At 73.5% G+C, this 22,815-nt stretch carries 25 protein-coding genes; 11 read left to right on the top strand and 14 right to left on the bottom strand.

Translation table 11 applies throughout. The annotated features are described in order from the left end of the window. The first annotated feature begins 65 nt into the window (after positions 1–65). Positions 66–701, top strand: coding sequence for a TetR/AcrR family transcriptional regulator (locus ACFVYA_RS43130; protein WP_387053513.1), 636 nt, complete (start codon positions 66–68; stop codon positions 699–701). Positions 702–726: 25 nt separating this feature from the next. Here the strand turns inward: ACFVYA_RS43130 and ACFVYA_RS43125 are convergent, their stop codons facing one another. Further along, positions 727–1,092, bottom strand: a complete 366-nt coding sequence (locus tag ACFVYA_RS43125) for a MerR family transcriptional regulator (protein ID WP_387053515.1) — start codon at positions 1,090–1,092, stop codon at positions 727–729. On the opposite strand from ACFVYA_RS43125, the gene ACFVYA_RS43120 reads away from it, so the two are divergent. Continuing rightward, positions 1,081–1,989, top strand: coding sequence for an oxidoreductase (locus ACFVYA_RS43120; RefSeq protein ID WP_387053511.1), 909 nt, complete (start codon positions 1,081–1,083; stop codon positions 1,987–1,989). The genes ACFVYA_RS43125 and ACFVYA_RS43120 overlap by 12 nt on opposite strands. 49 nt (positions 1,990–2,038) lie before the next feature. Then, entirely contained in the window at positions 2,039–2,914 is an 876-nt protein-coding gene (locus ACFVYA_RS43115) for a S1 family peptidase (RefSeq protein ID WP_387053509.1), read from the top strand. 1 nt (position 2,915) lies between these two features. Here the strand turns inward: ACFVYA_RS43115 and ACFVYA_RS43110 are convergent, their stop codons facing one another. Beyond that, on the bottom strand, positions 2,916–3,551 hold the full coding sequence (locus tag ACFVYA_RS43110; RefSeq protein ID WP_387053507.1) for a TetR/AcrR family transcriptional regulator: 636 nt from the start codon (positions 3,549–3,551) through the stop codon (positions 2,916–2,918). Positions 3,552–3,647: 96 nt separating this feature from the next. On the opposite strand from ACFVYA_RS43110, the gene ACFVYA_RS43105 reads away from it, so the two are divergent. Then, complete coding sequence (locus tag ACFVYA_RS43105) at positions 3,648–4,247, top strand: SRPBCC family protein (protein WP_387053505.1); 600 nt, start codon at positions 3,648–3,650, stop codon at positions 4,245–4,247. A 26-nt stretch (positions 4,248–4,273) separates the two neighbouring features. Next, complete coding sequence (locus tag ACFVYA_RS43100) at positions 4,274–4,591, top strand: hypothetical protein (RefSeq protein WP_387053503.1); 318 nt, start codon at positions 4,274–4,276, stop codon at positions 4,589–4,591. On the opposite strand, the gene ACFVYA_RS43095 is transcribed toward ACFVYA_RS43100, so the two are convergent. Further along, positions 4,572–5,324 carry a ZIP family metal transporter gene (locus tag ACFVYA_RS43095; RefSeq protein WP_387053501.1) on the bottom strand — a complete coding sequence of 251 codons (753 nt, stop codon included), beginning with the start codon at positions 5,322–5,324 and terminating at the stop codon, positions 4,572–4,574. The genes ACFVYA_RS43100 and ACFVYA_RS43095 overlap by 20 nt on opposite strands. A gap of 198 nt (positions 5,325–5,522) precedes the next feature. On the opposite strand from ACFVYA_RS43095, the gene ACFVYA_RS43090 reads away from it, so the two are divergent. Then, the gene (locus tag ACFVYA_RS43090; RefSeq protein ID WP_285990599.1) at positions 5,523–5,969 is read left to right on the top strand and encodes a hypothetical protein; all 447 of its coding nucleotides are present in this window, start codon (positions 5,523–5,525) and stop codon (positions 5,967–5,969) included. Between the two features lie 55 nt (positions 5,970–6,024). Here the strand turns inward: ACFVYA_RS43090 and ACFVYA_RS43085 are convergent, their stop codons facing one another. Beyond that, positions 6,025–6,867 carry an NBR1-Ig-like domain-containing protein gene (locus ACFVYA_RS43085; protein ID WP_387053499.1) on the bottom strand — a complete coding sequence of 281 codons (843 nt, stop codon included), beginning with the start codon at positions 6,865–6,867 and terminating at the stop codon, positions 6,025–6,027. Between the two features lie 214 nt (positions 6,868–7,081). Between ACFVYA_RS43085 and ACFVYA_RS43080 the strand changes: the two genes are divergently transcribed. Continuing rightward, entirely contained in the window at positions 7,082–7,204 is a 123-nt protein-coding gene (locus tag ACFVYA_RS43080; RefSeq protein WP_255410490.1) for a hypothetical protein, read from the top strand. Between the two features lie 49 nt (positions 7,205–7,253). On the opposite strand, the gene ACFVYA_RS43075 is transcribed toward ACFVYA_RS43080, so the two are convergent. Both ACFVYA_RS43075 and ACFVYA_RS43070 read right to left on the bottom strand, forming a co-directional pair. Further along, the gene (locus tag ACFVYA_RS43075) at positions 7,254–7,394 is read right to left on the bottom strand and encodes a hypothetical protein (RefSeq protein ID WP_285990597.1); all 141 of its coding nucleotides are present in this window, start codon (positions 7,392–7,394) and stop codon (positions 7,254–7,256) included. A 35-nt stretch (positions 7,395–7,429) separates the two neighbouring features. Further along, entirely contained in the window at positions 7,430–8,272 is an 843-nt protein-coding gene (locus tag ACFVYA_RS43070; RefSeq protein WP_387053497.1) for a phytanoyl-CoA dioxygenase family protein, read from the bottom strand. A gap of 81 nt (positions 8,273–8,353) precedes the next feature. Here ACFVYA_RS43070 and ACFVYA_RS43065 point away from each other — a divergent pair, with 81 nt between their 5' ends. Beyond that, complete coding sequence (locus ACFVYA_RS43065) at positions 8,354–9,349, top strand: LacI family DNA-binding transcriptional regulator (protein ID WP_387053495.1); 996 nt, start codon at positions 8,354–8,356, stop codon at positions 9,347–9,349. 7 nt (positions 9,350–9,356) lie between these two features. Here ACFVYA_RS43065 and ACFVYA_RS43060 read toward each other — a convergent pair whose 3' ends face one another. Beyond that, positions 9,357–10,634 carry a GGDEF domain-containing protein gene (locus ACFVYA_RS43060; RefSeq protein WP_387053493.1) on the bottom strand — a complete coding sequence of 426 codons (1,278 nt, stop codon included), beginning with the start codon at positions 10,632–10,634 and terminating at the stop codon, positions 9,357–9,359. A 245-nt stretch (positions 10,635–10,879) separates the two neighbouring features. After that, the gene (locus ACFVYA_RS43055) at positions 10,880–12,094 is read right to left on the bottom strand and encodes an MFS transporter (RefSeq protein ID WP_387053491.1); all 1,215 of its coding nucleotides are present in this window, start codon (positions 12,092–12,094) and stop codon (positions 10,880–10,882) included. A 558-nt stretch (positions 12,095–12,652) separates the two neighbouring features. On the opposite strand from ACFVYA_RS43055, the gene ACFVYA_RS43050 reads away from it, so the two are divergent. Next, entirely contained in the window at positions 12,653–13,204 is a 552-nt protein-coding gene (locus tag ACFVYA_RS43050) for a DUF2231 domain-containing protein (RefSeq protein WP_387053489.1), read from the top strand. 39 nt (positions 13,205–13,243) lie between these two features. Here the strand turns inward: ACFVYA_RS43050 and ACFVYA_RS43045 are convergent, their stop codons facing one another. The 3 genes from ACFVYA_RS43045 to ACFVYA_RS43035 all read right to left on the bottom strand — a co-directional run bounded on the left by ACFVYA_RS43045 (position 13,244) and on the right by ACFVYA_RS43035 (position 15,762). Continuing rightward, positions 13,244–14,308, bottom strand: coding sequence for a 4-oxalomesaconate tautomerase (locus tag ACFVYA_RS43045; protein ID WP_387053487.1), 1,065 nt, complete (start codon positions 14,306–14,308; stop codon positions 13,244–13,246). Then, positions 14,305–15,009, bottom strand: a complete 705-nt coding sequence (locus ACFVYA_RS43040; protein WP_387053485.1) for a 4-carboxy-4-hydroxy-2-oxoadipate aldolase/oxaloacetate decarboxylase — start codon at positions 15,007–15,009, stop codon at positions 14,305–14,307. The genes ACFVYA_RS43045 and ACFVYA_RS43040 overlap by 4 nt, the downstream gene beginning before the upstream one ends. Positions 15,010–15,087: 78 nt before the next feature. Then, positions 15,088–15,762: a GntR family transcriptional regulator gene (locus ACFVYA_RS43035; protein ID WP_387053483.1), complete on the bottom strand. Its 675-nt coding sequence runs from the start codon at positions 15,760–15,762 to the stop codon at positions 15,088–15,090. A gap of 76 nt (positions 15,763–15,838) precedes the next feature. Between ACFVYA_RS43035 and ACFVYA_RS43030 the strand changes: the two genes are divergently transcribed. Beyond that, a complete protein-coding gene (locus ACFVYA_RS43030; protein WP_387053481.1) occupies positions 15,839–16,615 on the top strand; it encodes a DUF1932 domain-containing protein in 777 nt (258 codons plus the stop codon). Here ACFVYA_RS43030 and ACFVYA_RS43025 read toward each other — a convergent pair. Genes ACFVYA_RS43025 through ACFVYA_RS43015 form a run of 3 tightly spaced genes read right to left on the bottom strand, consistent with a single transcriptional unit; the run spans position 16,601 to position 19,920 of the window. Then, positions 16,601–17,965 (bottom strand): MFS transporter, encoded by a 1,365-nt coding sequence (locus ACFVYA_RS43025; RefSeq protein ID WP_285990587.1) that lies wholly within the window; start codon positions 17,963–17,965, stop codon positions 16,601–16,603. The genes ACFVYA_RS43030 and ACFVYA_RS43025 overlap by 15 nt on opposite strands. An 18-nt stretch (positions 17,966–17,983) precedes the next feature. Next, positions 17,984–18,898: an amidohydrolase family protein gene (locus tag ACFVYA_RS43020; protein ID WP_387053479.1), complete on the bottom strand. Its 915-nt coding sequence runs from the start codon at positions 18,896–18,898 to the stop codon at positions 17,984–17,986. After that, positions 18,895–19,920 (bottom strand): amidohydrolase family protein, encoded by a 1,026-nt coding sequence (locus ACFVYA_RS43015; RefSeq protein WP_387053477.1) that lies wholly within the window; start codon positions 19,918–19,920, stop codon positions 18,895–18,897. The genes ACFVYA_RS43020 and ACFVYA_RS43015 overlap by 4 nt, the downstream gene beginning before the upstream one ends. A gap of 183 nt (positions 19,921–20,103) precedes the next feature. Here ACFVYA_RS43015 and ACFVYA_RS43010 point away from each other — a divergent pair, with 183 nt between their 5' ends. Further along, positions 20,104–22,395, top strand: a complete 2,292-nt coding sequence (locus tag ACFVYA_RS43010; RefSeq protein ID WP_387053475.1) for an ATP-binding protein — start codon at positions 20,104–20,106, stop codon at positions 22,393–22,395. Positions 22,396–22,815 lie beyond the last annotated feature (420 nt).

The raw sequence follows: 22,815 nt of genomic DNA, 5'->3' as shown, positions 1-22,815 counted from the left end.
GCACCGGGTCCCGGCGAGCCGTCCGTTACGACCGTGCGCCGTAACGGATCGCCTAGGCTCTCCCCATGGCGTCAGCACGCGAGACGAACCCGGAAGCGCCGCGCCCCGGCGGGCGTCCCCGCGACGCCGCGCTCGACGAAGCCATCATCCTGGCGACGCGCGAGCGCCTCGTCCGCGACGGCTACTCGCTCATGACGATCGGCGACATCGCGTCGGACGCCGGGGTCAGCCGCCCGACGCTGTACCGGCGGTGGCGCACCAAGTTCGACCTCGTGGTCGACGCGCTCGACTACGGCTTCCGCAAGCAGCGCGACTCCTACACCGTCGACCTGACCGAGATGGCACCGCGGGAGGCGTTCACCGAAGCCGTCCGGCGGCTCGATCCCGCGTACTTCAACCCGGACGCCATGGTGCTCATGGGCAACTTCGCCGGCGAAGCGATCCGCACCCCCGAACTGCTCGGCATCCTGCGGGAGCACGCCGTCGAACCGCGGGTCACGCTCGTCGAAAACGTGCTTTCCCAGCTGCAGGAGAGCGGCGAGGTCGCCGGCGGCATCGACAAGCACACCATCGCGACGCTGTGCTTCGGCAGCTACTTCGCCGCCTTCTACCGAGGCGAGAGCCGGGACGAAATCCCCGAAGCGGTCGTCTCGGTCCTCTGGCCGGCGATCACGGCAACGAAGCCGGCCCGCCGCCGCTGAGCCGGCGGAACCGCCCTGGCCTGGTTCAGGGTGCGGCCGGGTGGCTCCAGAGGGCGCCCGCACTCCCGTCGGCCACGTGTTCGGAGTACACCCGCACTTTGTCCGTGATGACGTCGAGGCACGCGTTCAGCTCCGCGATCCGCGTCTCCACTTGCTTTTGGTGCTCCTGCAACAGTTCCAGGCGCTCCGGTTCGGTTCCCGGACCCCGGCGCACCAGGTCGGCGAACTTCCGGATGGTCGCCAGCGGCATGCCCGACGCGCGGAACTTCGTGCAGTAGAGCAGCCACTCGACGTCCCACTCGGTGTAGACCCGGCGGCCGCCGGCGTCGCGGCGGACCGGACCCGCCAGCAGGCCTTCCCGCTCGTACAACCGCAGCGCGTGCACGCTCATGCCGGTGCGCTCGGCCACCTGCCCGATTCCCAGCTCCACGCCGGATCGTCCCGGCCCGGCGGCCCGCCGAAGCCCGCGAAGCGCTCGGGGTCACGGCCGAAGTCGCCGAGCTCGACCTGGCCGATCCACGTGGGCGCCGGCGGCGGCGAGGGCACGGGTGGTGGCGGCGCCCAGGCCCGAATACCCGCCGGTGACGAGGGCGAGCTTGCCGGTGAGGTCGCGGCCGTGCAGGACTTCCGTCGCCGTGGTGCGGTGACCGAAGCCGGAGCCGATCTTGTGCTGGTGCGTACCCGCGTCGGCCCCGGCTGGGAGGCCCACTTCGCGGTCAACCACCTGGGCCACCACGCCCTGGTCAACCGGCTCTGGCCGGCTGTCCGGCCAGGCGCGCGGATCGTCGCCGTGTCGTCGGCTGGCCACCAGCTCTCCGGGATCCGCTGGGCCGACCCGCACTTCGAACGCGGTTACGACCGCTGGGTCGCCTATGCCCAGGCCAAGACGGCCAACGCTCTGTTCGCCGTCCACCTCGACGCGCTCGGCCGGGAGGCCGGCGTCCGTGCATTCTCGGTGCACCCCGGCGCGATCCTCACCCCCCTGCTGCGGCACCTGACGCGCGCCGAAATGGTGGAACGCGGCTGGGTCGACGAGGACGGCCGGCTCGCCGACCCCGGGTTCAAGACGCCGGAGCAGGGCGCGGCGACGCAGGTCTGGGCGGCGACCTCGCCCCAGCTCGCCGGGCTGGGCGGCCTGTACTGCGAGGACTGCGACGTGGCCGAACCGACCGAGAGCTCCGACATGGTCTCCGGGGTCCGCGCCCACGCCACCGACCCCGGCGAGGCGGCCCGGCTCTGGGCGCTTTCGAGTCGCCTGACCGGCGTGAACGCGTTCGGGAGCCGATGACCGGCGCCGGCACTCAACCATTCGGGCCTCCCGCCCGTGCATTAAAGGTGTGAGGACCTCTTCGGATCGACGTCGGCAGTTCCGGGCACGAGCCGTGGCGGTCGCGGTGCTGACCGGAGCCGGCCTCGCGTTCGCCCACGCCGTGACCGGGGTGACGGTCACGGGCCCGATCCTGGCCGCGGCGGCCGGCGGGCACAGCCTGCCCGACACCGCGGCCGCGGCGCCGGCCCCGGCGCCGGTGACCACGTCCTCCCGGCCGGCCCCGAACCCGACCCTCCCGTTCAACGCGAAGCTGACGTCCGATGACATCCCCGTCCCGGGCGGCGGGGTGCGCAACGGCGCCTGCAGCGGGGCGCTGGTCGCGCCGCAGTGGGTGGTCACCGCCGGGCACTGCTTCCACGACCTGAAGGACGTCCGGATCGGCGGGCGGCCGCCGTACACGATGACCGTCACCGTCGGACGCCTGAAGGACACCGATCCCGGCGGGTACACGACCGAGGTCGTCGACGTCCGGCAGTCGCCGGTGAACGACCTGGCGGTGGCCAAGCTCGGCCGCCCGATCGACGACATCGTCCCGGTGGCGCTGGCGACGAGCCGGCCGTCGGTCGGCAAGCAGCTCCAGTTCGCCGGCTGGGGTTCGCTCTCGGCGACCGTGCTCGGCCCGTCCGACCACCTCAAACGCGGGCGGTTCACGGTGTCGGGCATCGGCCAGGCGACCCTGGAGGCCCAGCCGGTCGGCAAGCGCACGGTCGAAAACGGCCCGTGCCCCGAGGACTCGGGCGGCCCGTTCTTCGTGTCGGACGACGACCGCACCGGGACCCTGGTGGCCATCGTCAACACCGGGCCGCCGTGCCCACAGCCCGGCGCCGAGACGATCGCCCGGGTCGACGTCGTGGCGGACTGGATCCGCGAACAGACCGGCTGAGTCAGCGCGCCCGCAGGGCGGCCAGTTCCTCGGTGATCAGCAGGTCCGGGTCGAACTTCATGCCGGCGAAGTGGCCCGCCAGCTCCAGTGACAGCACGCCGTGCAGGCGGATCCAGAAGGACAGCGCGCGGTGCAGGGCCGCGGCGGGCGCGGGGTGGCCGCCCGCCCACTCGCGGTGCGTCGCGAGGTGCGCGTCGAACGGCGTCGGCGGCTGGTCGTCCGGCTCGTCGGCGCAGGCTTCGATCAGCACCGCCATGACCTCGAACGAGATCGCGGTCGTGTCGCCCGGCGCGTGGTAGCCGGGCACGGGCGTGCCGTAGATGAGGAAGTACCGCTGCGGGTCGGCGCGTGCCCAGTCGCGGATGGTGCTCGCCAGTCCGGGCAGGCCGGCCCCGGCGTCGCGCGCGGCGCGGACGGTGTCGGCGAGGCTGCGGTAGGCGTCCCGGATCAGCGCGGTGATCAGCTCGTCCCGGCTCGCGAAGTACCGGTACAGCGCCGGGCCGCTCATGCCCACCTGCTTCGCGATCGCGTTGAGCGACAGCGCGGGCACCCCGGCCTCGGCGATCTGCTCCCACGCGTGGCGCTTGATCTCCTCGCGCACCTGGGCTCGATAGCGCTCTCGCGGGCTCTCGCTCATCACTGTTAGAGGCTATCACTTTTCCTATTGACACTCACGGCAAGTTGGTTATAGCTTCTAACTATTCGAACAGGGACTAACCACCCGGAGGACACCATGATCGGCACCCGGCTCCGCTCGGCACTCCTCACGTTCTCGGTCGCCGCGGGACTGGTGGGCACCGCCGCCTCGGCCGGAGCCACCCCGGCGACGGCGGTGAGCTGCCGCGGGGTGGGCATCGATCCGGCCGCCCAACTCCACTACCGGACCGAGACGCTGATCAAGGCGCCGGCCGCCGCGGTCTGGAAGCTGCACACCGACGTCGGGGGCTGGCCCGCCTGGCAGCCGGCCGTCACCAGCGCGCGGCGGCTCGACCCCGGGCCGCTGCGGCCGGGTTCGCGGTTCCGCTGGACCACGCCGGCGCCGCCCACCCCCACGACCCCGGCGACCACCCTGGTCATCACCTCGACGGTCGGGCAGCTGCAGCCGGGCCGGTGCGTCCGCTGGACCGGCCCGGCGATCGGCGACGGGCTGCGCATCGACCGCGGCGTGCACGTCTGGACGTTCACGCCGGTCCGGGGCGGCGTGCTCGTCCGCACCGAGGAGAGCTGGGCGGGCGAGCAGATCGAGACCGATCCCGCCACCGCCATCCGCTATCTGGCCGCCGGGCTCGACGCCTGGCTCGCCGATCTCAAGACCACCGCCGAAGCCCGTTGAGCTTCGTTCCCGAGATGGAGAAGACGATGACTGTCACCGCCCCGCCCCGCACCTCGAAGGCCGTTCTCGTCGCGGCCTGGGCCGTCCCGGTCCTGGTGGCCGGCCAGTTTGCGCTGCTGTCCGGCGTGCCGATCGCCGTCGTGCTGATCGGTTCGCTGCGGCGGCGGGTGCACCGCCGGTGGGCCGCCGCCCTCGCCGCGGTCTACGCCGGCGCGCTGACGGCGTGGCTGGCCGGGCCGGGCAACGCGCCGAGCCTCTCGAAGTTCCTGAGCCCCCTGGCCACCGCGTTGTTCACCGCGGCGGGTGTCGTGGTCGCGGTCGCCCTCAGCCGGCGTGCCCGATGACGAACGCGGTGAGGAAGCCGATGGTGGCGAGCAGGCCGGTGTAGAGCTCGGTGCGTTCGAACGCCTCGGGGATCATGGTGTCGGCGATCATGGCGAGGATCGCCCCCGCGGCCACCGCCGTGATGGCGGCGACGGTCGCAGGGGACGCCGTCCGCAGCAGGAGGTTGCCGGCCAGCGCCGCCACCCCGCTGGCGACCGCGATGGCGCTCCAGACGCCGAAGACGTACCGCGCCCCGCGACCGGCGGTCTTCATGCCGGCGGCGCTGGACAGGCCTTCGGGGACGTTCGAAATGAACACGGCGGCGAGCACGGTGACCCCGATGCCCCCGCCACCGAGCAGCGACACGCCGAGCACGACGGACTCCGGGATGCCGTCGAGCAGGGCACCGACGGCAATGGCGGCCCCGCTGCCCGCGGTGTCCTGTTCGGACGGTTGCTGCCCACCGGAACGCTTGCGGTGCCAGGCACCGCGCCGGGCCAGCAGCACGTTGATCAGGACGTACACGGCGGCGCCGCCGAGGAAGCCGCCCGCGGTCGGCCCGAGCCCGCCGGACCGCTGGGCTTCGTCGACGAGGTCGAACGAGAGCGCGGAGATGAGCACGCCGGCCCCGAAGGCCATGATCCCGGCCACGACCCGCCGCGACACCCGCACCCACCAGGCCACCGCGGCGCCGAGCACCAGCGCGATCCCGCCGACGAGGCCCCACAGCCCCGCCTCCACCCACTGCGGCACGAAGAGCCACCTTTCGCCGGGTCCGTGATCGTCTCGGAAGGGACTACCCACGACGGCCGTCGCGGACACAAAACATTGTCCTGATGTGCGCGGACATTCCCCGGACATTCGCCATCTTGTCCCGATTCCCGGCGCGCTGCGAGCCTCCGGAGGCACCGGCGGAGACCGCCGGTCGTCGAGAAAGGAAGCGACATTCCCATGCACACCAAGAGCAGCAAGCCGGCCCGCGGCCGCGCCGCCGCCGTCGTCGGGACGGCCGTCGCGCTGGCGACCCTGTCGGCGGGCCTGACCGCCGCACCGGCCGGAGCCGGCACGCTCGGCACGTCCGCCCTGTGTTCCGGCACGGCCACCGGCGCGGTGGCCAAGTGGGGCCCGGTGTCCAAGCACTGTTCGTACACCAGCCCGGCGAGCGGCTGGCGCGGGAAGCTGCGGGTCGAGTGGAACACGCAGTCGGGCACCAACCAGGCCGCGTGCGTGGAGGCCCGGATGGGCAAGGCGGCCCACCCCGACGCCTGGCAGGGCATCGGGTGCGGGAAGTCCGGGGTCGGGACCGTCAAGTGGCCCGCCAACACCGCGTCGAACCTCGAGGTCCGGGTGAAGGGCATGGGCACCAGCCTCATCGCCAACGTCGACTACTTCATCTGATCCGGCTGAGCCGGCCGACGAGCGCCCCGGCCCCGCGGACCCCGCGGGGCCGGGCTCAGCCGGTCACTTCGACCAGGAAGTAGATGCCGCTCGACTGCGGCAGGTAAAGCCGCCCGCCGGAGTCGACCATCTTCCAGAACACCTGGCACGGGCCCGGCGTGCCGCGGGCCTGGACCGGCACGCTGACCGTCACGTCCGCGCCGGGCTCGGCGTCGGGCAGCGGCACGCGCGGATCGGTGTGGCAGACGTCCAGGCCCTCGAGCGGGGGCAGGCGCTGCAGGAACCGGCCGTGCCACGCGACCGTGCCGGCGTTGCGCAACCGCCACGTCTTGACGAACCGCTGGTTCACCGGGACCCGGCTGCCGTCCGGGTACGTGACGTCGGCGACCAGGCTGGAGGCGTCGCCTTCGATCGGCAGCGAAGGCTCCCCGCCGCCGGACCGCGGCCAGCTCACGGCGACCACGACGCCCGCCGCCACCACGACCACGACCGCGGCGACCAGCAGCCACCCGTGGCGCCCCGGCCGGGACGCGCCCTCCGGCTCGGCCGCCCCGTCACCGTCGCCACCGTCCTGCCGGGCGGCGGTCCAGCGGGCCCGCCACTCGCGCCGGGTCTGCTCTTCGTCTTCGCCGAGCACGGTGACGGCCAGGGGCCGCACGAACTCCCAGGTGGTTTCCCAGCTGGGCAGCTGCAGCCCGCGCGCGGCGGCCGCCAGCGCCGATTTCGAAGCCACCGCCCCGAATTCGGTGCGCATCCGGTCGTAGGACGGATCGCCCGCCGTCTCTTTGAGCACCAGCAACGCGTGCGCGAACGCCGAGACCGGGCCGCCGTCCGGATCGGGCCGGTGGGCCCGGCGTCCCCGGTTGCGCACCGGGCCGTCCGCGTGGTGGATCGTCATCTGCCGCCTTCCCCCGACGCACCGCCCGCGACGGTAACGCAGTCGCGGCGCCCGCGCCGACGGCGGTTCCGAAGATCACCTGGCCGGGCGGGCGTCCCCGGCGATCCGGCCGCACCCGGCGGCCGCGGCCGCGCCGGTGTGGCGCGCGTCACGGAATGCGCGGCGATCTTCGGCGCTACAACCAGGAGAACCCGTTCGTCCACAAGGGAGGGCCATGTCCGCCACCACCACTCCGGAAGAGTCCGTCGCCGTGCCCGAGCTGGAGGACTTCGACTTCCCGCTCACCGACGGTGCCGCCTGCCGCATCGACGACCCGGACTGCGAAGCCTGCCAGTGAGATCGGGCTCCGGCCACGGCGCACCCCGCCGGGCCGGAGCCTGAAGACATCAGACGTGCATGGCCAGCCACAACGCCATCCAGGCGAGGCACGCCAGCGCACCGCCGACCCCGAAGGCGAGCAGCACGCGGCGCAGCGCCGCGACGACGCCGGCCCGGCCCGTCATTTCGGTGATTCCCGCATCAACCATGGCCATCAGGTGCCCGCGTCCGGGACCGCCAAACCTCAAGCCCCCATCACGAGCCCCTCGATCGTGTGCTTCTGGGTGATCGGCCGCAGGACGTCGACGACCGGGCAGTGCAGGTGGGCGCGCACGGCTTCCGGCAGCGCCGCCCGGAACTCCCGGGTCACCGCCGTGTCGTGGCGGGCGTCGTTGCCCGCTCCCGGCGCGTCGAGGCCCAGCACCAGGACCGGGCGGGCCTTCGCCGAGTGGTTCGCGGTGCCGCGGTGGACCGTGAGCGCCGACCGGATCGAAATGTCGCCCATCCGCGGGAACTTGCGGACCGCGAGTTCCCGGTAGCGCGGCCAGGCCTCCCGCGGCGGGAACATGCCGTGGTCGAACGCGCTGCCGGCGTCGCGGTGCGTGCCGGGCGCGATCTCGAACGGCCCCATGTCCGGCTCGGTGTCGACGGCGGTCACGTTCACCGCCAGCGACGTCAGCCGCCCCTCGCGCGCGGTTTCGGCGGGCATCGGGAAGTCCCGGTGCCACGGCTGGTCCACCGCGCCTTCGAGCGGGACGTCGAAGCCCACCTCGACGATCCGGTAGGCCGGTCCCAGCACCGCCTCGGCGACGGCCGTGATCCACGGGTGGCCGGCCAGTTCGGCGAACCCGCGCAGCTGCTCCGGGTGGATCTCGACGTAGAAGCGGTTCGGGCCGCGGCCGACGGCGCCGCCCGGACGGGCGCGGGCCTCGGCGAACGCCGTGTCGATGTCTTCGCCGAGCTGCCGCACCCAGTGGCGGGAGAACGCCCCGGGCAGGCCGATGATGCCGTCCGCGTCGAGGCGCCCGGTCAGCGCCGCGAGTTCGGCGGCGCGCAGCGGAGCGGGGGCGGCGTGGTGCGCGGTCATCCGGGCCTCCTGTCGAGCACGACGGCGTGGCAGCTCAGTTTGCAACGTGGCATGCCACGTTGCAAGAGGTACGCTGCGCCGGTGAACCCGAAACTGCGTGACGTGGCCGAGCACGCCGGTGTCTCGGTGCGCACGGTGTCGAACGTCGTCAACGGGTTCCGGTACGTGGCCCCGGCGACCCGGGAACGCGTGCAGGCGAGCATCGACGCGCTCGGTTACCGGCCCAACCTGGCCGCGCGCACCCTGCGGCGCGGCCGGACCGGCCTGGTGGCGCTGGTGATCCCCGAGATCGACTCGCCGTACTTCGCCGAGCTCGCCGCGCGGACGGTCCGGATCGCCGGTGCCCGGGGCCTGACCGTGCTCATCGACCAGACCGACGGGGACGCCGAGCGCGAGAAGGAACTGCTGCACGGCCGGCGCAGCCAGCTGGTCGACGGCGTCCTGTTCAGCCCGTGGGCGGTGGCCCCCGCGGAGCTGGCCGCGCGCACCGACACCGTCCCGCTGGTGCTGCTCGGCGAGCACGACGGCACCGCCGGCGTCGACCACGTCGCCATCGACAACGTCGCGGCCGCCCGCGAGGCCACCCGGCACCTGCTGGCCTCGGGCCGCCGCCGCGTCGCGGCGCTCGGCATCCAGCCGCGCTCGCTGAACGCGACCGCGCGGCAGCGGCTCGCCGGTTACCGGCAGGCACTGGCCGAGGCGGGCCTGCCGGCCGAGCCGGAGCTCGAGGTACCGGTGCGGCGCCTGCACCGGGCCGACGGCCACCGGGCGATGCTGGGCCTGCTGGCGCTGCCCCAGCCACCCGACGCCGTCTTCTGCTTCACCGACGAACTGGCGCTGGGCGCGGTGCGAGCCGCCGCCGACCGCGGTGTCGCGGTGCCGGAATCCCTGGCCCTGGTGGGGTTCGACGACATCGAAGACGGCCGCTACAGCGTGCCGGCCCTCACGACCGTGTCGCCGGACAAGGACCGCATCGCCGAACTCGCCCTGGACCGCCTGGCGCGGCAGGCGGCCGAGCCGGAACCCCCGCGGTCGATCGTCGCGCCGCACCACCTGGAAGTGCGCGAGACGAGCTGAGCGGGGGTCAGCAGCCGGCGACCGCCACCCTGTCGCGGCCCGCCTTCTTGCCCGCGTACAGCGCGTCGTCGGCCGCGCGGATCATCTCGTCCAGGCCGGTTCCCGGCTCCGACGGGTCCAGTGCCGCGCCGATCGTCGCCGACAGCGTCACCGCCTCGCCCGTCGGCGCGGTGATGCGCAGCCCCCGGATCCGGAGGCGGATCCGCTCGGCGATCGCGCGGACCTCGGCTTCGTCGACGTCCGGCAGCAGGACCGCGAACTCCTCGCCGCCGTACCGGCCGACCGTGTCCCCGCGCCGGACGGTCCGGGTGAGCACGGTGGCCACCTCGGCGAGGACGTCGTCGCCGACCGGGTGGCCGTGGGTGTCGTTGATGCGCTTGAACCAGTCGAGGTCGATCATCAGCACCCCGGTCCGGCCGCGGGTGCGCCCGATCGCGTGCTCGGCCTGTTCGTGCCAGGCGATCGCGTTGAGCAGCCCGGTGCGCTGGTCGGTGCGGGCGGCGAGCTTGAGCTGGTCGAGCTGGACGCACTGGTGCAGCGCGAACGTCGGGATGATCATCAGCAGCGCGGCCGGCGGCCACCAGAGCAGGGCGAGCGCGACGAACACGCCCAGCGCGAGCTGGCTGACCTCCAGCAGGTTGTCCGACGCGCTGCCGATCAGCCGGCGCGGGTGCTCGACGGTGACCGTCCAGGCGATGACCGTGCCGACGAGCCCGGTGTTGACCGCCCACTGCACCGCCGCCGCGGCGACCACGGCGGCCAGGTCGGCCCAGCCGGGCCGCGCGCCGCCGGCGAGGTGCTCGTGGACGCCGCTCGAGCGCAGCACGGCGGCCGCGGCGGCCGCGGCCAGCGCGAGCGTGGCGGCGGTGTAGACGGTGCGGTGCGGCGGCCGGACCGCGTCGAACCGGTTGACCAGCGCCCAGCGGTGGGCGTAGATCACCGCCACCAGTACCAGTTCGAGCACCAGGGGCACCGCGATCGCCCCGGCGAAGATCCAGACGCTGCAGAGGTCGACGTACGGCGTGCCCGCGCGGTCGCGCCGCCGCCGTTCGATGAGGTGGGAGGCGTGCAGGTGCGGCAGGGCCGCCGCCGCGAGCCAGCCCGCCGTCACCCACTGCTCCGGTGTCGGTGCCGCACGGGCGGCGAGCGCCAGCACGCCGAGCGCCAGCAGGTCCACGCCCAGGACGAGGAACCGCACCCGCCCCGGCAACGACCACAGCTTCCACCCCGATGGCGACCGGCCCCCGCCGGTGACCACGCTTTCCCCCATCGCAGCTGCCCCCATCGCAGCGCCTCCCCCGCGCCGGTGATGCCCCGATTGCCCAGGGTAGTCGCGTCACGGCCGGATGTCAGGTGTTTCCTGCCATCGCGACCCGACCGGGCGGCTGAGACCATTCCGGGGTATCCGGCAGGAACCCGCACGGAAAGGCGAGCCGATGAGCGACAAGGGCTGGTGAACCACCGCGACCGAGTCCCACTCCCCTGCCACCGGGAAGGAGCCCGCGATGAGCGACAAAGGCTGGTGACGAATCAGGCCTCGGCCGGGAGCGCGGCCGACACGGCGTCCGGACTGCGGCGCGCCCAGGCCGCGGCCGCGGCGAGCGCGACGAGCGCTCCCGCGGTCCCCGCCCAGGCGATCGCCGCCGCCGGCCCGACCAGCTGGGCGAGGACGCCGCCGGCCACGATCCCGAGCCCCTGCCCGGCGATCATGCCGGTCCGCGCGAACCCGAGGGTCCGCCCGCGCACCCGCGGCGGGGACAGCTGGACGAACGTCGCGCCCGCGGTGACCTGGTAGGCCGAGCACAGCCCGGAGACGAACAGCAGCGCCAGGGCCGTGCCCAGGGCCGGCCGGCCCCAGAAGGCCACCAGCGGTGCCGCCGTCCCGACCGCCAGCACGCCCAGTGCCCGCACCCGCACCGGCCGGGCGACCCGCCGCAGCAGCAGCGCACCGACGACCGCGCCGCCCGGTTCCGCGGCGAGCAGCACCCCGATCCATTCGCCGCCCACCCCGGCCTGCTGGGCGAACGGGACCGCGAGCCCCTCGGGGACGACGGTGAACAACGCCAGCCAGCCCAGCCACACCAGCGTGCCCAGGGTGCGGTCCTTGCTCACCGCAACCGCACCGGCGGCGATCCGGCGCCACCACGTCGCCTCGCGTTCCGTGGCGGCGGGCGGCAGGTGCCGGCCCAGGCCGGCGCGGATCAGCACGGCGGAAGCGGCGAACGTGGCGGCGTCGACGGCCAAGGCGGCGTGCGCGCCGACCCCGGTGACCACGAACGCGGCCGCGGCGAAGCCGAGTACCAGGCACAGCTGCGTGGTGACCTGCTGAACCGCCTGTCCCGCCTCGTACCGGCTGCCCAGCAGCTCGGGCAGGACGGCGCCTTGGGCGGCCGAGAAGGGCGCTTCGGCCAGCTGCACCAGCACGAGCAGCACGGCCATCAGCGCCAAGGGCACGGCGGGCACGGCCATCACCGCCACCAGCACCGCCCGGATCACATCGCAGGCCACCATCACGCGGCGCCGCGGGTACCGGTCGGCCAGCCACGACAGCAGCGCGCCGGACACGAGGGCGGGAAGCATCGACAGGGCGTAGGTCGCCGCGCTCAGCGCGGCGGAACCGGTGCGCTGGAAGACGAGTATCGACAAGGCGACCCGGGCCAGCTGGTCACCGGCCACCGACAGCAGGGCCGCCAGCCAGAGCAGCCGGAAGCCGCGAATCGCGAACGCGGACCGCGTCGCACCCATCCCCCCACCCCCGAGGCCGGCACACTGTGTCACGCAGAGCGTTGCCCAAGACGCTCACGGTAGCGCGTGGGAGAGCGACCCACCATCAACGGCGACGGGTCTGCGGGCGACGGGGGTGGCTGCGGTGGCTGGGGTGGGCGGCCCGCCGAGCCACGAGTGCGGCGCACTGGGCCGCCTGGTCGAACCGCACCCGGCAAAGGTGGTCGGGCCGCCGCCAAACACCCCGGCGAACACGGCGCGACCACGCCGCGCGGCGGCGCGGGTCTCCCTGGTCGGACCACGCCGCGCGGGGGTGGGACCACGCCGCGGCTCGGCAGGACCAAAGCCGGCAAAGGTGGCCGGGCCGCCGTCGGTCGGGCCGCCGGTCGAACAAATTCGGCGAAGGCGGCGAGGCGGCGGCCGCTGGGGGGGCGAGGCGACGCGGAGGCGAGGCGGTGCGAGTCGAGGCGGCGCCGCGGCGGCGGCCGCGCGGGGGCGAGACGGCGCCCGCGGGACCGCCCGCTCGACCACGTCGCGCGAAGGCGGTTGGACCGCGCCCGGTGGGGTAGCCGGGACGGCATGCAGAGAGCCGATCGTGTTGAGACCCCTGCCCCGCCGCATCGGGTGCTGATGGCTGTCGAGGATGCCGAAGCGCTCGATGTTCCGGCCACCGCCCTCGCCTACCGGCTGCGCCGGGCCGCCACGAGTGTTCCCGGGCGGCTGTTGCGCGGGCGCTGGCTGGGCCATCCGCTGCACCCTCTCGCCGTCACCGTGCCGATCGGCGCGTGGCTGTGCTCGGCCGTGTTCGACCTGCTGCCCGGCCAGGAAGAGGCCGCCCGCCGGCTGGTCGCGACCGGCCTGCTGGCCGCACCCGCGGCGGTGCTCCTGGGCCTGTTCGACTACGCCGACCTCGACGAACGGCAGCGCCGGGTCGGTCTTGCGCACGCCACGGCCAACGCGGCCGCGATCGCCCTCTTCGGCGCGTCCTACGCCGCCCGCACGCGCGGGCGGGTGGCCCGCGGCCGGGTGCTGGGTGCGCTCGGCCTGGCCGTGACGAGCGCCGGCGGCGCGCTCGGCGGGCACCTCGCCTACGCCCAAGGCGCCGGATTCTTCCGCTGGCAGTCGCGATGAACGGCCGCGCCGGCGCCACTCGAAAGCAGTGCAGGCCCCTCAGGAACGAGGGAAAACCGTGCCGTCGAACAGCTTCCGGGCCGTGCGGACCACTGTGGACCGGCGGATCCGGGGCGGGGTGACCGTCGTGTCGAACTCGACGCCGATCGCGAGCTTTCCGCTGGGATGCTCGACTTCGATGGGCTCGCCGCCGGGTGGGGCGACGAGCAGTTCGCGGCCGGCGGCGCCGTCGAGCAGCAGCGCCGTCACGACGCTCACCGCGCCGAGCACCCCGATCGACGGGTGCGGCTTGACCGGGATGAACGTGCGGGTGCAGACCGCGCCGCCGGCACGCGGCGCGGCGACCAGCGTGGTCTTCGGCACCGAGCTGCCGCCGACGTCGCCGAGCCCCATCAGCTTCCCCGCTTCGGTGCGCAGGGCGTCGATCCGCCGGGCGAGCGCGGTGTCGGCGGCGAGCTCTTCGACCGGTTCGTACCCGGTGACGCCGAGGTCGCGGGCACGGGCCACGACGACCGGCATCCCGTTGTCCACACAGGACACTTCGATGCCGCCGACGTCGTCGCGGACGCGGCCGGTGGGCAGCAGGCTGCCGCACACGGATCCTTCGGTGCCGGTGAAGTCGAGCTCGACCGGGGCGGCGGTGCCGGGCACGCCGGAGATGGCCGTGCCGCCGCGGTAGTCGACTTCGCCGCCGGGGGTGGCGAAGGTCGCGATCGCGATGGATCCGGTGTTGAGCAGCCGCACGCGGACGGTGGTGCGCTCCGGCCCGGCGGGGACGAGCCCGCGTTCGACGGCGAACTGCCCGACGCCGGCGAGGAGGTTGCCGCACGTCTGGCGGTCGGAGACGGTGGGTTCCTCCACGCCGAGCTGCAGGAACAGGTAGTCGACGTCGTGGCCGGCGTCGGTGGCCGCCGAGACGACGGCGACCTTGCTGGTGACCGGCTGGGCGCCGCCGAGGCCGTCGATCTGGCGCGGGTCGGGGGTGCCCATGATCCGCAGCAGCAGGTCGTCGCGGGCGGCGGGGTCGGCGGGGAGGTCTTCGGCGAGGAAGTAGGCGCCCTTCGACGTCCCCCCGCGCATGAGCATGCAGCGCACGCCGGTCATGCCTGCTCCTTCGCGTACTCCTCGGCCGTCAGGTACCGGACGCCGAGGGCGCCGAGTTTTTCGCGCAGGCCGTAGCGGTCCAGGCCGAGCTGGCCGTTCGCGAAGGCGTCCCGGGCGGCGGCTTCCTTTTCCAGCCTGGCTTGCGCTTTGCCGAGTCCACTTCGGACATCTTCGCGGCGGACGCACAGGACGCCGTCGTCGTCGGCCAGCACGGCGTCACCGGGGCGGACGAGCTGCCCGCCGGCGACGACGGGGACGTTGACCGCACCCGCGGTCGCCTTGACGGTGCCCTGCGCGCTCACCGCGGCCGACCAGACGGGAAAGCCGAGCGCGCGCAGTTCGGCGACGTCGCGGACGCCGGTGGTGGTGACCAGCCCGCGCACCCCGCGGCGGCGCAGCGCGGTGGCGAAGAGCTCGCCGAAGAGGCCGTCCCGGCACGGTGAGGTGGTGGTGACGACCAGGAGGTCGCCTTCCCGGCACTGCTCGACGGCGGCGTGGATCATCAGGTTGTCCCCGGGCCAGCACAAGGCGGTGACGGCGGTGCCGCCGACGCGGGCGCCGTCCTGGATCGGCCGGAGGCCGGCGGAAAGCAGGCCGGAGCGGCCGAGAGCCTCGTGCACGGTGGCGACGCCGTAGCCGGCCAGCCGCGTCACCTGGTCGAGGTCGGCGCGCGGCGGATCGGTGACGATGACGGGGTTCATACCATCACCGTACGATCCGGTTGACGAAATTGTCAACAATATTGGCGCACAAGCTGCGACAGCCTCGATCGCCGCCGGTCAGGAGTGGAGCGGGGAGACCTCGGCGTCCGCCGCCTTCAACGCCTCGATCACACTGCCCAGATGGGCCCGAGCCGCCTCGGCCGCCTGCTCCGGCCGGTGGGCGCAGATCGCGTCGATGATCGCCAGGTGCTCCGGGAGCGAGACCTGCGGCCGTCCCGGGCGCATCGCCAGCCGGAACTGGTGCCGGACGCTCTGCCCGCGAAGCCGTTCCAGCACCTGGGCCGCCGTCCGCTGGCCGCTGATCTCGCGGATGCGGCGGTGCAGCCGCTGGTTGAGACCCGAGTACCCGACGACGTCCCCGCCCGCCACGGCCGCCTGCATCCGCTCGCCCAGTTCGCGCAGCTCGCCCACCTCGGCGTCCGAAACGCGCTCCGCCGCCTTCGCCGCGCACAGCGACTCCAGCATCATGCGCACTTCGGAGATCTCGACAGCCTCCTCGAGCGACACCGCGCGCACCCGGGCGCCGCGGTTCTGGACCCGTTCGATGAGCCCTTCGTTGGTGAGCTCGATCAGCGCCGCCCGGACCGTCGCCCGGCTCGCCCCGAACCGGTCCGACAGGTCCGCCTCGACCAGCCGCTGGTTGGGCACGAACTCGCCCCGGACGATGGCGTCGCGGATCGCCGCCACCGCCGACCGCTCCCCCGGCTGCCGGTCCGGCGCACTCTCCGTCATAGCCTCGGCTCCGTTTGTTGACAATTTTGTCGAGCACATCGTGTACTCGATCGTAGCTGGCGAGGAGGATTTTGCTATGACCGGAACCATCGCCGTACTCGGCCTGGGCGAAGCGGGCGGCGCACTGGCCCGCGACCTGGTGGCCGCCGGCGCCGCCGTGCGCGGCTACGACCCGGCGGTGCCCGCCACCGGAGGCGTCGTGCGCACCGGCTCGGAAGCCGACGCCGTGCGGGGCGCCGACCTGGTCCTGAGCGTCAACAGCGCGTCGGCCGCCCTGCGGGCGTTCGAAGCCGGGCTGGCCGGGCTGCGCGAGGGGGCCGCCTGGGCCGACCTGAACACCGCTTCGCCCGGCGCCAAACGCGAACTCGCCGCCCTCGCCGCCGAGCACCGGGTCCCCTTCGCCGACGTGGCGATCATGGCCCCGGTCCCCGGCCGCGGGCTGCGGGTGCCGATGCTGGCCACCGGGCCCGCCGCCGACGTGCTCGCCGCGACGCTGAACCCGCTCGGCGCGGCCGTCGAGACGATGGCCGGCGAGGCCGGGCTCGCCGCCGAACGCAAGCTGCTGCGCAGCGTCTTCTTCAAGGGGATGTCCGCCGCCGTGGTCGAGGCGCTGCACGCCGCCCGCGCCGCCGGCTGCGAAGACTGGCTGCGGAGGATCGTCGTCGCCGAGCTCACCGCCGCGGACACGTCCACAGTGGACCGGCTGGTCGGCGGCTCGTACCGGCACGCCGTCCGCCGGACCGCCGAGATGGCGGCCGCCACCGAGATGCTCGGCGAACTCGGCGTGCGGGCCGACGTCGCCGCCGCGGCCCGCGACCAGCTGGCGCACATCGCCGATTCACCGGATCGGTGACGCGCCGGCCGGCGCCGAGGTGACGCGGCCGAGCCGCGCCTGCCGGGTCCGCGGGCCGAAGGCCGCCAGGACCAGCGCGCCGGCCAGCCACGTCCCCGCGATGAAGAAGAACACGCTCCGGTAGCCGCTGCCGTTGTACAGCCCGGCCACGATGAGCGGGCCCGCCGCGTTCGACAGCCGGCCCAGGCCGTACGACACGCCCGTGCCCAGTGACCGGCCGCGCGTGTCGAACAGCTCCGGCGAATACGCGTAGCCGAGGGCTGTGTAGCCGCGCTCGAACATGTTGACCAGGAAGCCGAACACCACGATCAGGACCGGGTCGAACGTCAGCCCGTAGAGCAGCCCGCACAGCGCGATCACGGTGCCGAACGCGACCAGGCACCACTTGCGCTCGAAGCGGTCGGTGACCAGGGCCGCCAGATAGGAGCCCAGCGGCGCGCCGACCGTCGTGAGCGCCACGTAGAACACGGACTTCTCGACGCTGAAGCCCTCCTTGGCCAGCAGCGTCGGCGCCCAGCTCGAGTAGCCGAAGAACCCGATCGTCTGCGTCACCCACAGCACGGTGAGCAGCAGCGTCGGCAGCAGGTACTTCTTGCGCAGCAACAGCCGCAGCGGCGCCTTCGCCACCGCGGCCTCCCCCACCGGTGGCGCCGGCTCCGGCAGCGGGCCCTTCTCGGCCGCGACCTGCGCCTCGATCTCCCGCAGCACCGCGTCGGCCCGGGTGTGCTCGCCGCGGCTTTCGTACCAGCGGGGCGACTCCTTGAGCCGCCGGGTGAACAGCACGAGCAGGACCCCGAGCGCGCCCCACAGGTAGACCAGCCGCCAGGCCCAGTCGCCGAGCGGGACCACGACGCTGGCGATCAGGTTCGTCACCGGCGTGCCGCAGATGCCGATGACGATCGCGTAGGCCTGGTACTTGCCGCGGTTGGCCGCCGGGTACAGCTCGTTGACGTAGATCACCGCGACCACGGTCATCGCCGACAGGCCCGCCGAGGTCAGGACCCGGAACACGCCCAGCGACACGATGTCCCACGAAAACACCGCCGCGAACGAGAAGACGCCGAACCAGACGGTCGTCAGCACGAGCGCGTTCTTCCGGCCCCAGCGGTCGGCGATCGTGCTCGCGATGACCGAGCCGAAGAACATGCCGACGAACGACAGCGAGGTCACGTACGCGACCTGGTTGACCGTGACGCCCCAGAGCTTGATCAGCTTGGGCGCGGTGGTGGCGAAGCTGTTGATGTCGGCGAACTCGAAGAAGTAGGCGAACGAGACGGCGAACAGGGTGACCTTGTGGAACCGGGAAATCGGCAGGCGGTTCAGCCGGTTGAGCGCGTTGGCGTGCTGCATTGCATGCCCTTCGGGGGTTCAGGCGGTTTCGCCGGGCCAGTAGAGGCGCATCGGGTTGTCGACGAGCAGCTTCCGTTGCGCGTCCGGGGTGTCCGCGAGGTGCGGGACGTGGTCGACGAGCAGGCCGTCGTCGGGCATGTGGTGCTTCAGGTTCGGGTGCGGCCAGTCGGTGCCCCACAGCACCCGGTCCGGGAACTCCTCGACGACGCGGCGGGCGAACGGCACGACGTCGGTGTAGGCGTGGCGTTCGCCGTGCAGCGCCGGGGGCCCGGTCACGGTGAGCCGCTCGGGGCAGCTCACCTTCACCCAGACGTCGTTCGTCCCGGCGAAGTCCAGGAACCGGCGGAATTCCGGGCCGTCGACCGGCTGGGTCACGTCGGGGCGGCCCAGGTGGTCGATCACCAGCGGGGCGGGCAAGCCGCCGAAGAAGGTTTCGAGTTCGGGCAGGTCGGCGGCCTCGAAGTAGAGCACGATGTGCCAGCCGAGCGGGGCGATCTTCTTCGCGATCGCGCTCAGGTCTTCGCGGGGCGAGACGTCGACCAGCCGCTTGACGAAGTTGAACCGCACCCCCCGCACCCCCGCCGCGTGCAGCGCCCGCAGTTCGGCGGCACCGACGTCGGGCCGGACGGTCGCGACCCCGCGCGCCCGGCCGCCGGCGGCCCGGACGGCGTCGACCATCGCGGAGTTGTCCGCGCCGTGGCAGGTGGCCTGCACGATGACGTTCCGGGCGACACCGAGGTGGTCGCGCAGGGCGAACAGGGCGTCCTTGCCCGCGTCGCACGGGGTGTACTTGCGCCCGGGTGCGAAGGGGAACTCCGCCTGCGGGCCGAACACGTGGCAGTGGGCGTCGACCGCTCCGGGCGGCAACCGGAAGTCCGGTGTGGACGGTGCGGCGCACCAGTCCAGCCAGCCGGGCGTCCTGGCCGCGGTCACCGGCCCTGCCCCTTCAGCAGCGCGTCCAGCCGCGGGTAGACGGCCCGGGCGTTGTGCTCCCGGATGGCCGCCCAGTCCTCTTCGGACAACCGGGCGGCTTCGGCGTACCGGCGGGTGTCGTCGAAGTGGTGCCCGGTCCGCGGATCGACGCTGCGGACGGCGCCGATCATCTCCGACGCGAAGAGGATGTTGCGCGCCGGGATGACGTCGAAGAGCAGGTCCGAGCCCGGCTGGTGGTAGACGCAGGTGTCGAAGAAGACGTTGCCGAGCACGTGCTCCTCCAGTTCCGGCTTGCCCAGCGCCATGGCCAGGCCGCGGAACCGGCCCCAGTGGTAGGGCACCGCGCCACCGCCGTGCGGGATGATCAGCCGCAGCGTGGGGAAGTCGGTGAACAGATCGCCCTGCACGAGCTGCATGAACGCGGTCGTGTCGGCGTTGAGGTAGTGCGCGCCGGTGGTGTGGAACGCCGGGTTCACGCTGGTGCTGACGTGCACCATCGCCGGGACGTCGTACTCCACCATCTTCTCGTAGACCGGGTACCACGACCGGTCGGTGAGCGGCGGGGCCGTCCAGTGCCCGCCGCTCGGGTCGGGGTTGAGGTTGAGCGCGACGGCGCCGTACTCCTCGACGCAGCGGGTCAGCTCCGGGACGCAGGTGGCCGGGTCGACGCCCGGGGACTGCGGGAGCATCGCGGCGGGCGCGAACCGCTCCGGGTAGAGCGTGCTGACGCGGTGGCAGAGCTCGTTGCAGATCGCCGCCCACGCCGCCGAGGTCTCGAAGCCGCCGACGTGGTGGGCCATGAAGGAGGCGCGGGGCGAGAAGACCGTCAGGTCGATGCCGCGTTCGTCCATCAGCCGCAGCTGGTTCGGCTCGATCGTCTCGCGCAGTTCGTCGTCGCTGATCCGCAGGTCGGCCGCGGTGGGCGCGGCACCGGAGCCGGCCAGCGCGGCGATCTGGCGGTCGCGCCATGCCGCGAGCGCGGGCGGGGCGGTGGTGTAGTGGCCGTGGCAGTCGATGATCAAGGTGGTCCCTCGTCGCTTCGGGTCTCGATACCGGCACCCTAATCGTCGATGAGATTGTTAACAATATCTACGACGAAGTTCGCCTGAGGGCATCTCGTGTGATCAGAGAGCCATCACGCGTGATTGAAAGGACGACACGGCGATGTCGGGCCCCACACGGCGGTGCCGTCCTAGACTCTGCGCATGGGTGCCCGTTCCCGCCGAAGCGCCGGCAACCTGCCGGCCGAGCTGACCAGCTTCGTCGGCCGGCGCCATGAGCTCGGGGAAGCCAAACGCCTGCTGTCCACGGCCAGGCTGGTCACGCTGACCGGCGCCGGTGGCGTCGGCAAGACGCGGCTGGCGCTGCGGGTCGCCGCCGACGTGCGGCGGGCCTTCCCGGACGGCGTGTGGCTGGTCGAGCTGGCCGACGTCGGTGATGCGCACCTGGTGCCGAACACCGTGGCGACGGCGTTCGGCCTGCGCGGCACGAGCGACCAGGCCGCCGGGCTCGCCGAGTACCTCGAGGACAAGCAGCTGCTGCTGGTGCTCGACAACTGCGAGCAGGTCGCCGACGAGTGCGCGACGCTGGTCGCGAAACTGCTCGCGGTCTCCGGCGGGCTCCGGGTCGTCGCCACCAGCCGGCACACGCTGCACGTGGAGGGCGAGCACCTGCTGCACGTCGAGCCGCTGCCCGTCCCCGGCGACGAGGACACCGGCGGCGGCCCGGTCGAAGCGGTCACGCTGTTCGCCGATCGGGCGGCGGCCGTCTGCCCCGGCTTCGAGCTCACCCCGGACAACCGCGCGACGGTGAGCCGGATCTGCCGGCGACTGGAGGGCATCCCGCTGGCCATCGAACTGGCCGCCGTCCGCGTGCGCGTGCTGGCGGTCGACCAGGTCCTCGAGCGGCTCGACGACCGGCTCGGCCTGCTCACTTCGCGTCCCGCCACCGTGCAGCCCCGCCGCCGGACCCTGGAAGCGGCGATCGACTGGAGTTTCGAGCTGTGCACCCCCGCGGAACAGCAGCTGTGGGCGCAGGCGTCGGTGTTCCCCGGCGGATTCGACCTCGACGCCGCCGAGCAGGTCTGCGCGCCCGCGCAGGACGGCGGCAGCGCGCTGGACGTCGTGACCGGCCTGGTGGACAAATCGGTCCTCAGCCGGCAGAACGGCACGTTCGGGCGGCACGCCTGGTACCGGATGCTGGAGACCGTCCGCGAATACGGCGGCGCCCGGCTGGCCGAGGGCGACGAGGCCGGCGTGCGGGCCCGGCTGGCCGGGTACTACGCGGACCTCGCACGGCGCTACCGGACCGAGGGGTTCGGCCCGCGGCAGTCGGAGTGGCTCGGCCGGCTCCGCCGCGAGCACGCCAACCTCCGGGCCGTGCTGGAACACTGCCTGTCCGGGTCCGGGCGGGCGAACCAGGCGCTGGACATCGCCGCTTCGCTGTGGAACTTCTGGTTCGGCGGCGGCCTGGTGCCGGAGGGCTGCGGGTACCTGCGCCGCGGTCTCGAGCAGTGCGGCGAGCACACCCTGGTCCGGGCCAGGGCGCTGTACGCGATGGCGTTCCTCGCGATCCAGACCGGCGCACCGCACGCGGAACTGCTGGCGGAGCTGGGCGAGCTCGCCGAGGAGTTCGACGACGAACGGCTCCGGGCCGGCCACGCGGAGTGTGCCGGCATGGCCACGTTCTTCACCGGTGACCTGACCGGCGGTGAAGAACTGCTGGAGCGGGCGCTGGCCGGGTACCGCACGGCCGGTGACGCGCTGCTGGTGTTCGACACCCTGATCCTGCTGGCCGCCGCGCGCTTCTTCCTCGGCGATCCGCGGGGCGCGGCCGCCGCGGAGGAGGCGCTCACCCTGACCGACCGGCACGGCGCGCGCTGGTCCCGGGGCTACGCGTTGTGGGCCGTCGCGATCCACCGCTGGCGGGCCGGAGAAGCGCGGCAGGCCGCCGATCTGCTGCACGAGGCCATCGCCCTGCGGCTGCCCGACCGGACGCTGCTCGCGTTCCTCATCGAGGCGCTCGCGTGGTGCCACTCCGCCGAAGGCGAGCACGGCCGGGCGGCCCGGCTGCTCGGCGGCGCCGGCGCGGTCTGGCGGCTCAGCGGCGCCCGCGTCGGCGAGATGAGTCCCTACCAGGGTGTCGACGAGCAGTGCGCCGCTTCGGCCCGCAAGGCGCTCGGGGACGACGCCTTCGACACGGCGTTCGCCGAGGCGGCCGGCTTCGGCCTCGACGAGGTGATCCGGTACGCGCTGCGGGAACGGCCCGCCACCCGGGTGGCGGCCAAGGCGGCCGAGCCCGGCGGGCTGACCCGGCGGCAGCGGGAGATCGCCGAGCTGGTGGCGCGCGGGATGAGCAACAAGGAGATCGCGGCCGCCCTGGTCCTCAGCGGACGGACCGTGGAAGGGCACGTCGAGAACATCCTGGTGAAGCTCGGCCTCACCTCGCGCACCCAGGTGGCTTCGTGGCTGGTGGGGCAGCCCGGGTCACCCGCGTAGCCATCCGGGTAGTTTCCCCGGTCCGCTCCCGTCCCGTTCGGACGATCCTCTTCCCCGCGACCATTCACCGCCCGGAGGAGGACGAGGTGTCCATCGACTCGGCGCCGCAGACCTGTCCGCAGTGCCGGCGACCCACGGTGTTGATGTCCCACGCCTGGGGCCGGCAGTGGGTGCACCTCGGTACTTGGCGCCCGCAGTGCGGCACCCCGCCCTGGACGGTCCAATCGGGACAAACCCGGACACGGCCCGCCGGGTAGGCCATTTCGGACCAGCCGGGCACGCGGCGCCACCTCGCGTCGCCCGGCAGAGCGTGGTGGGGCCGGGGCGTACCCCCCCCCCCCAAAGGCCCCGGCCCCCCCCCCGCGCCCCCCCCCCAACCCAGGGGGGGGGGCCGCTAAGCAGCCCCGGGGGAACCCAGCC

The organism is Amycolatopsis sp. NPDC058278, assembly GCF_042881395.1.
Lineage (GTDB): Bacteria > Actinomycetota > Actinomycetes > Mycobacteriales > Pseudonocardiaceae > Amycolatopsis.
This window is presented reverse-complemented; position numbering and strand designations above follow the sequence as displayed.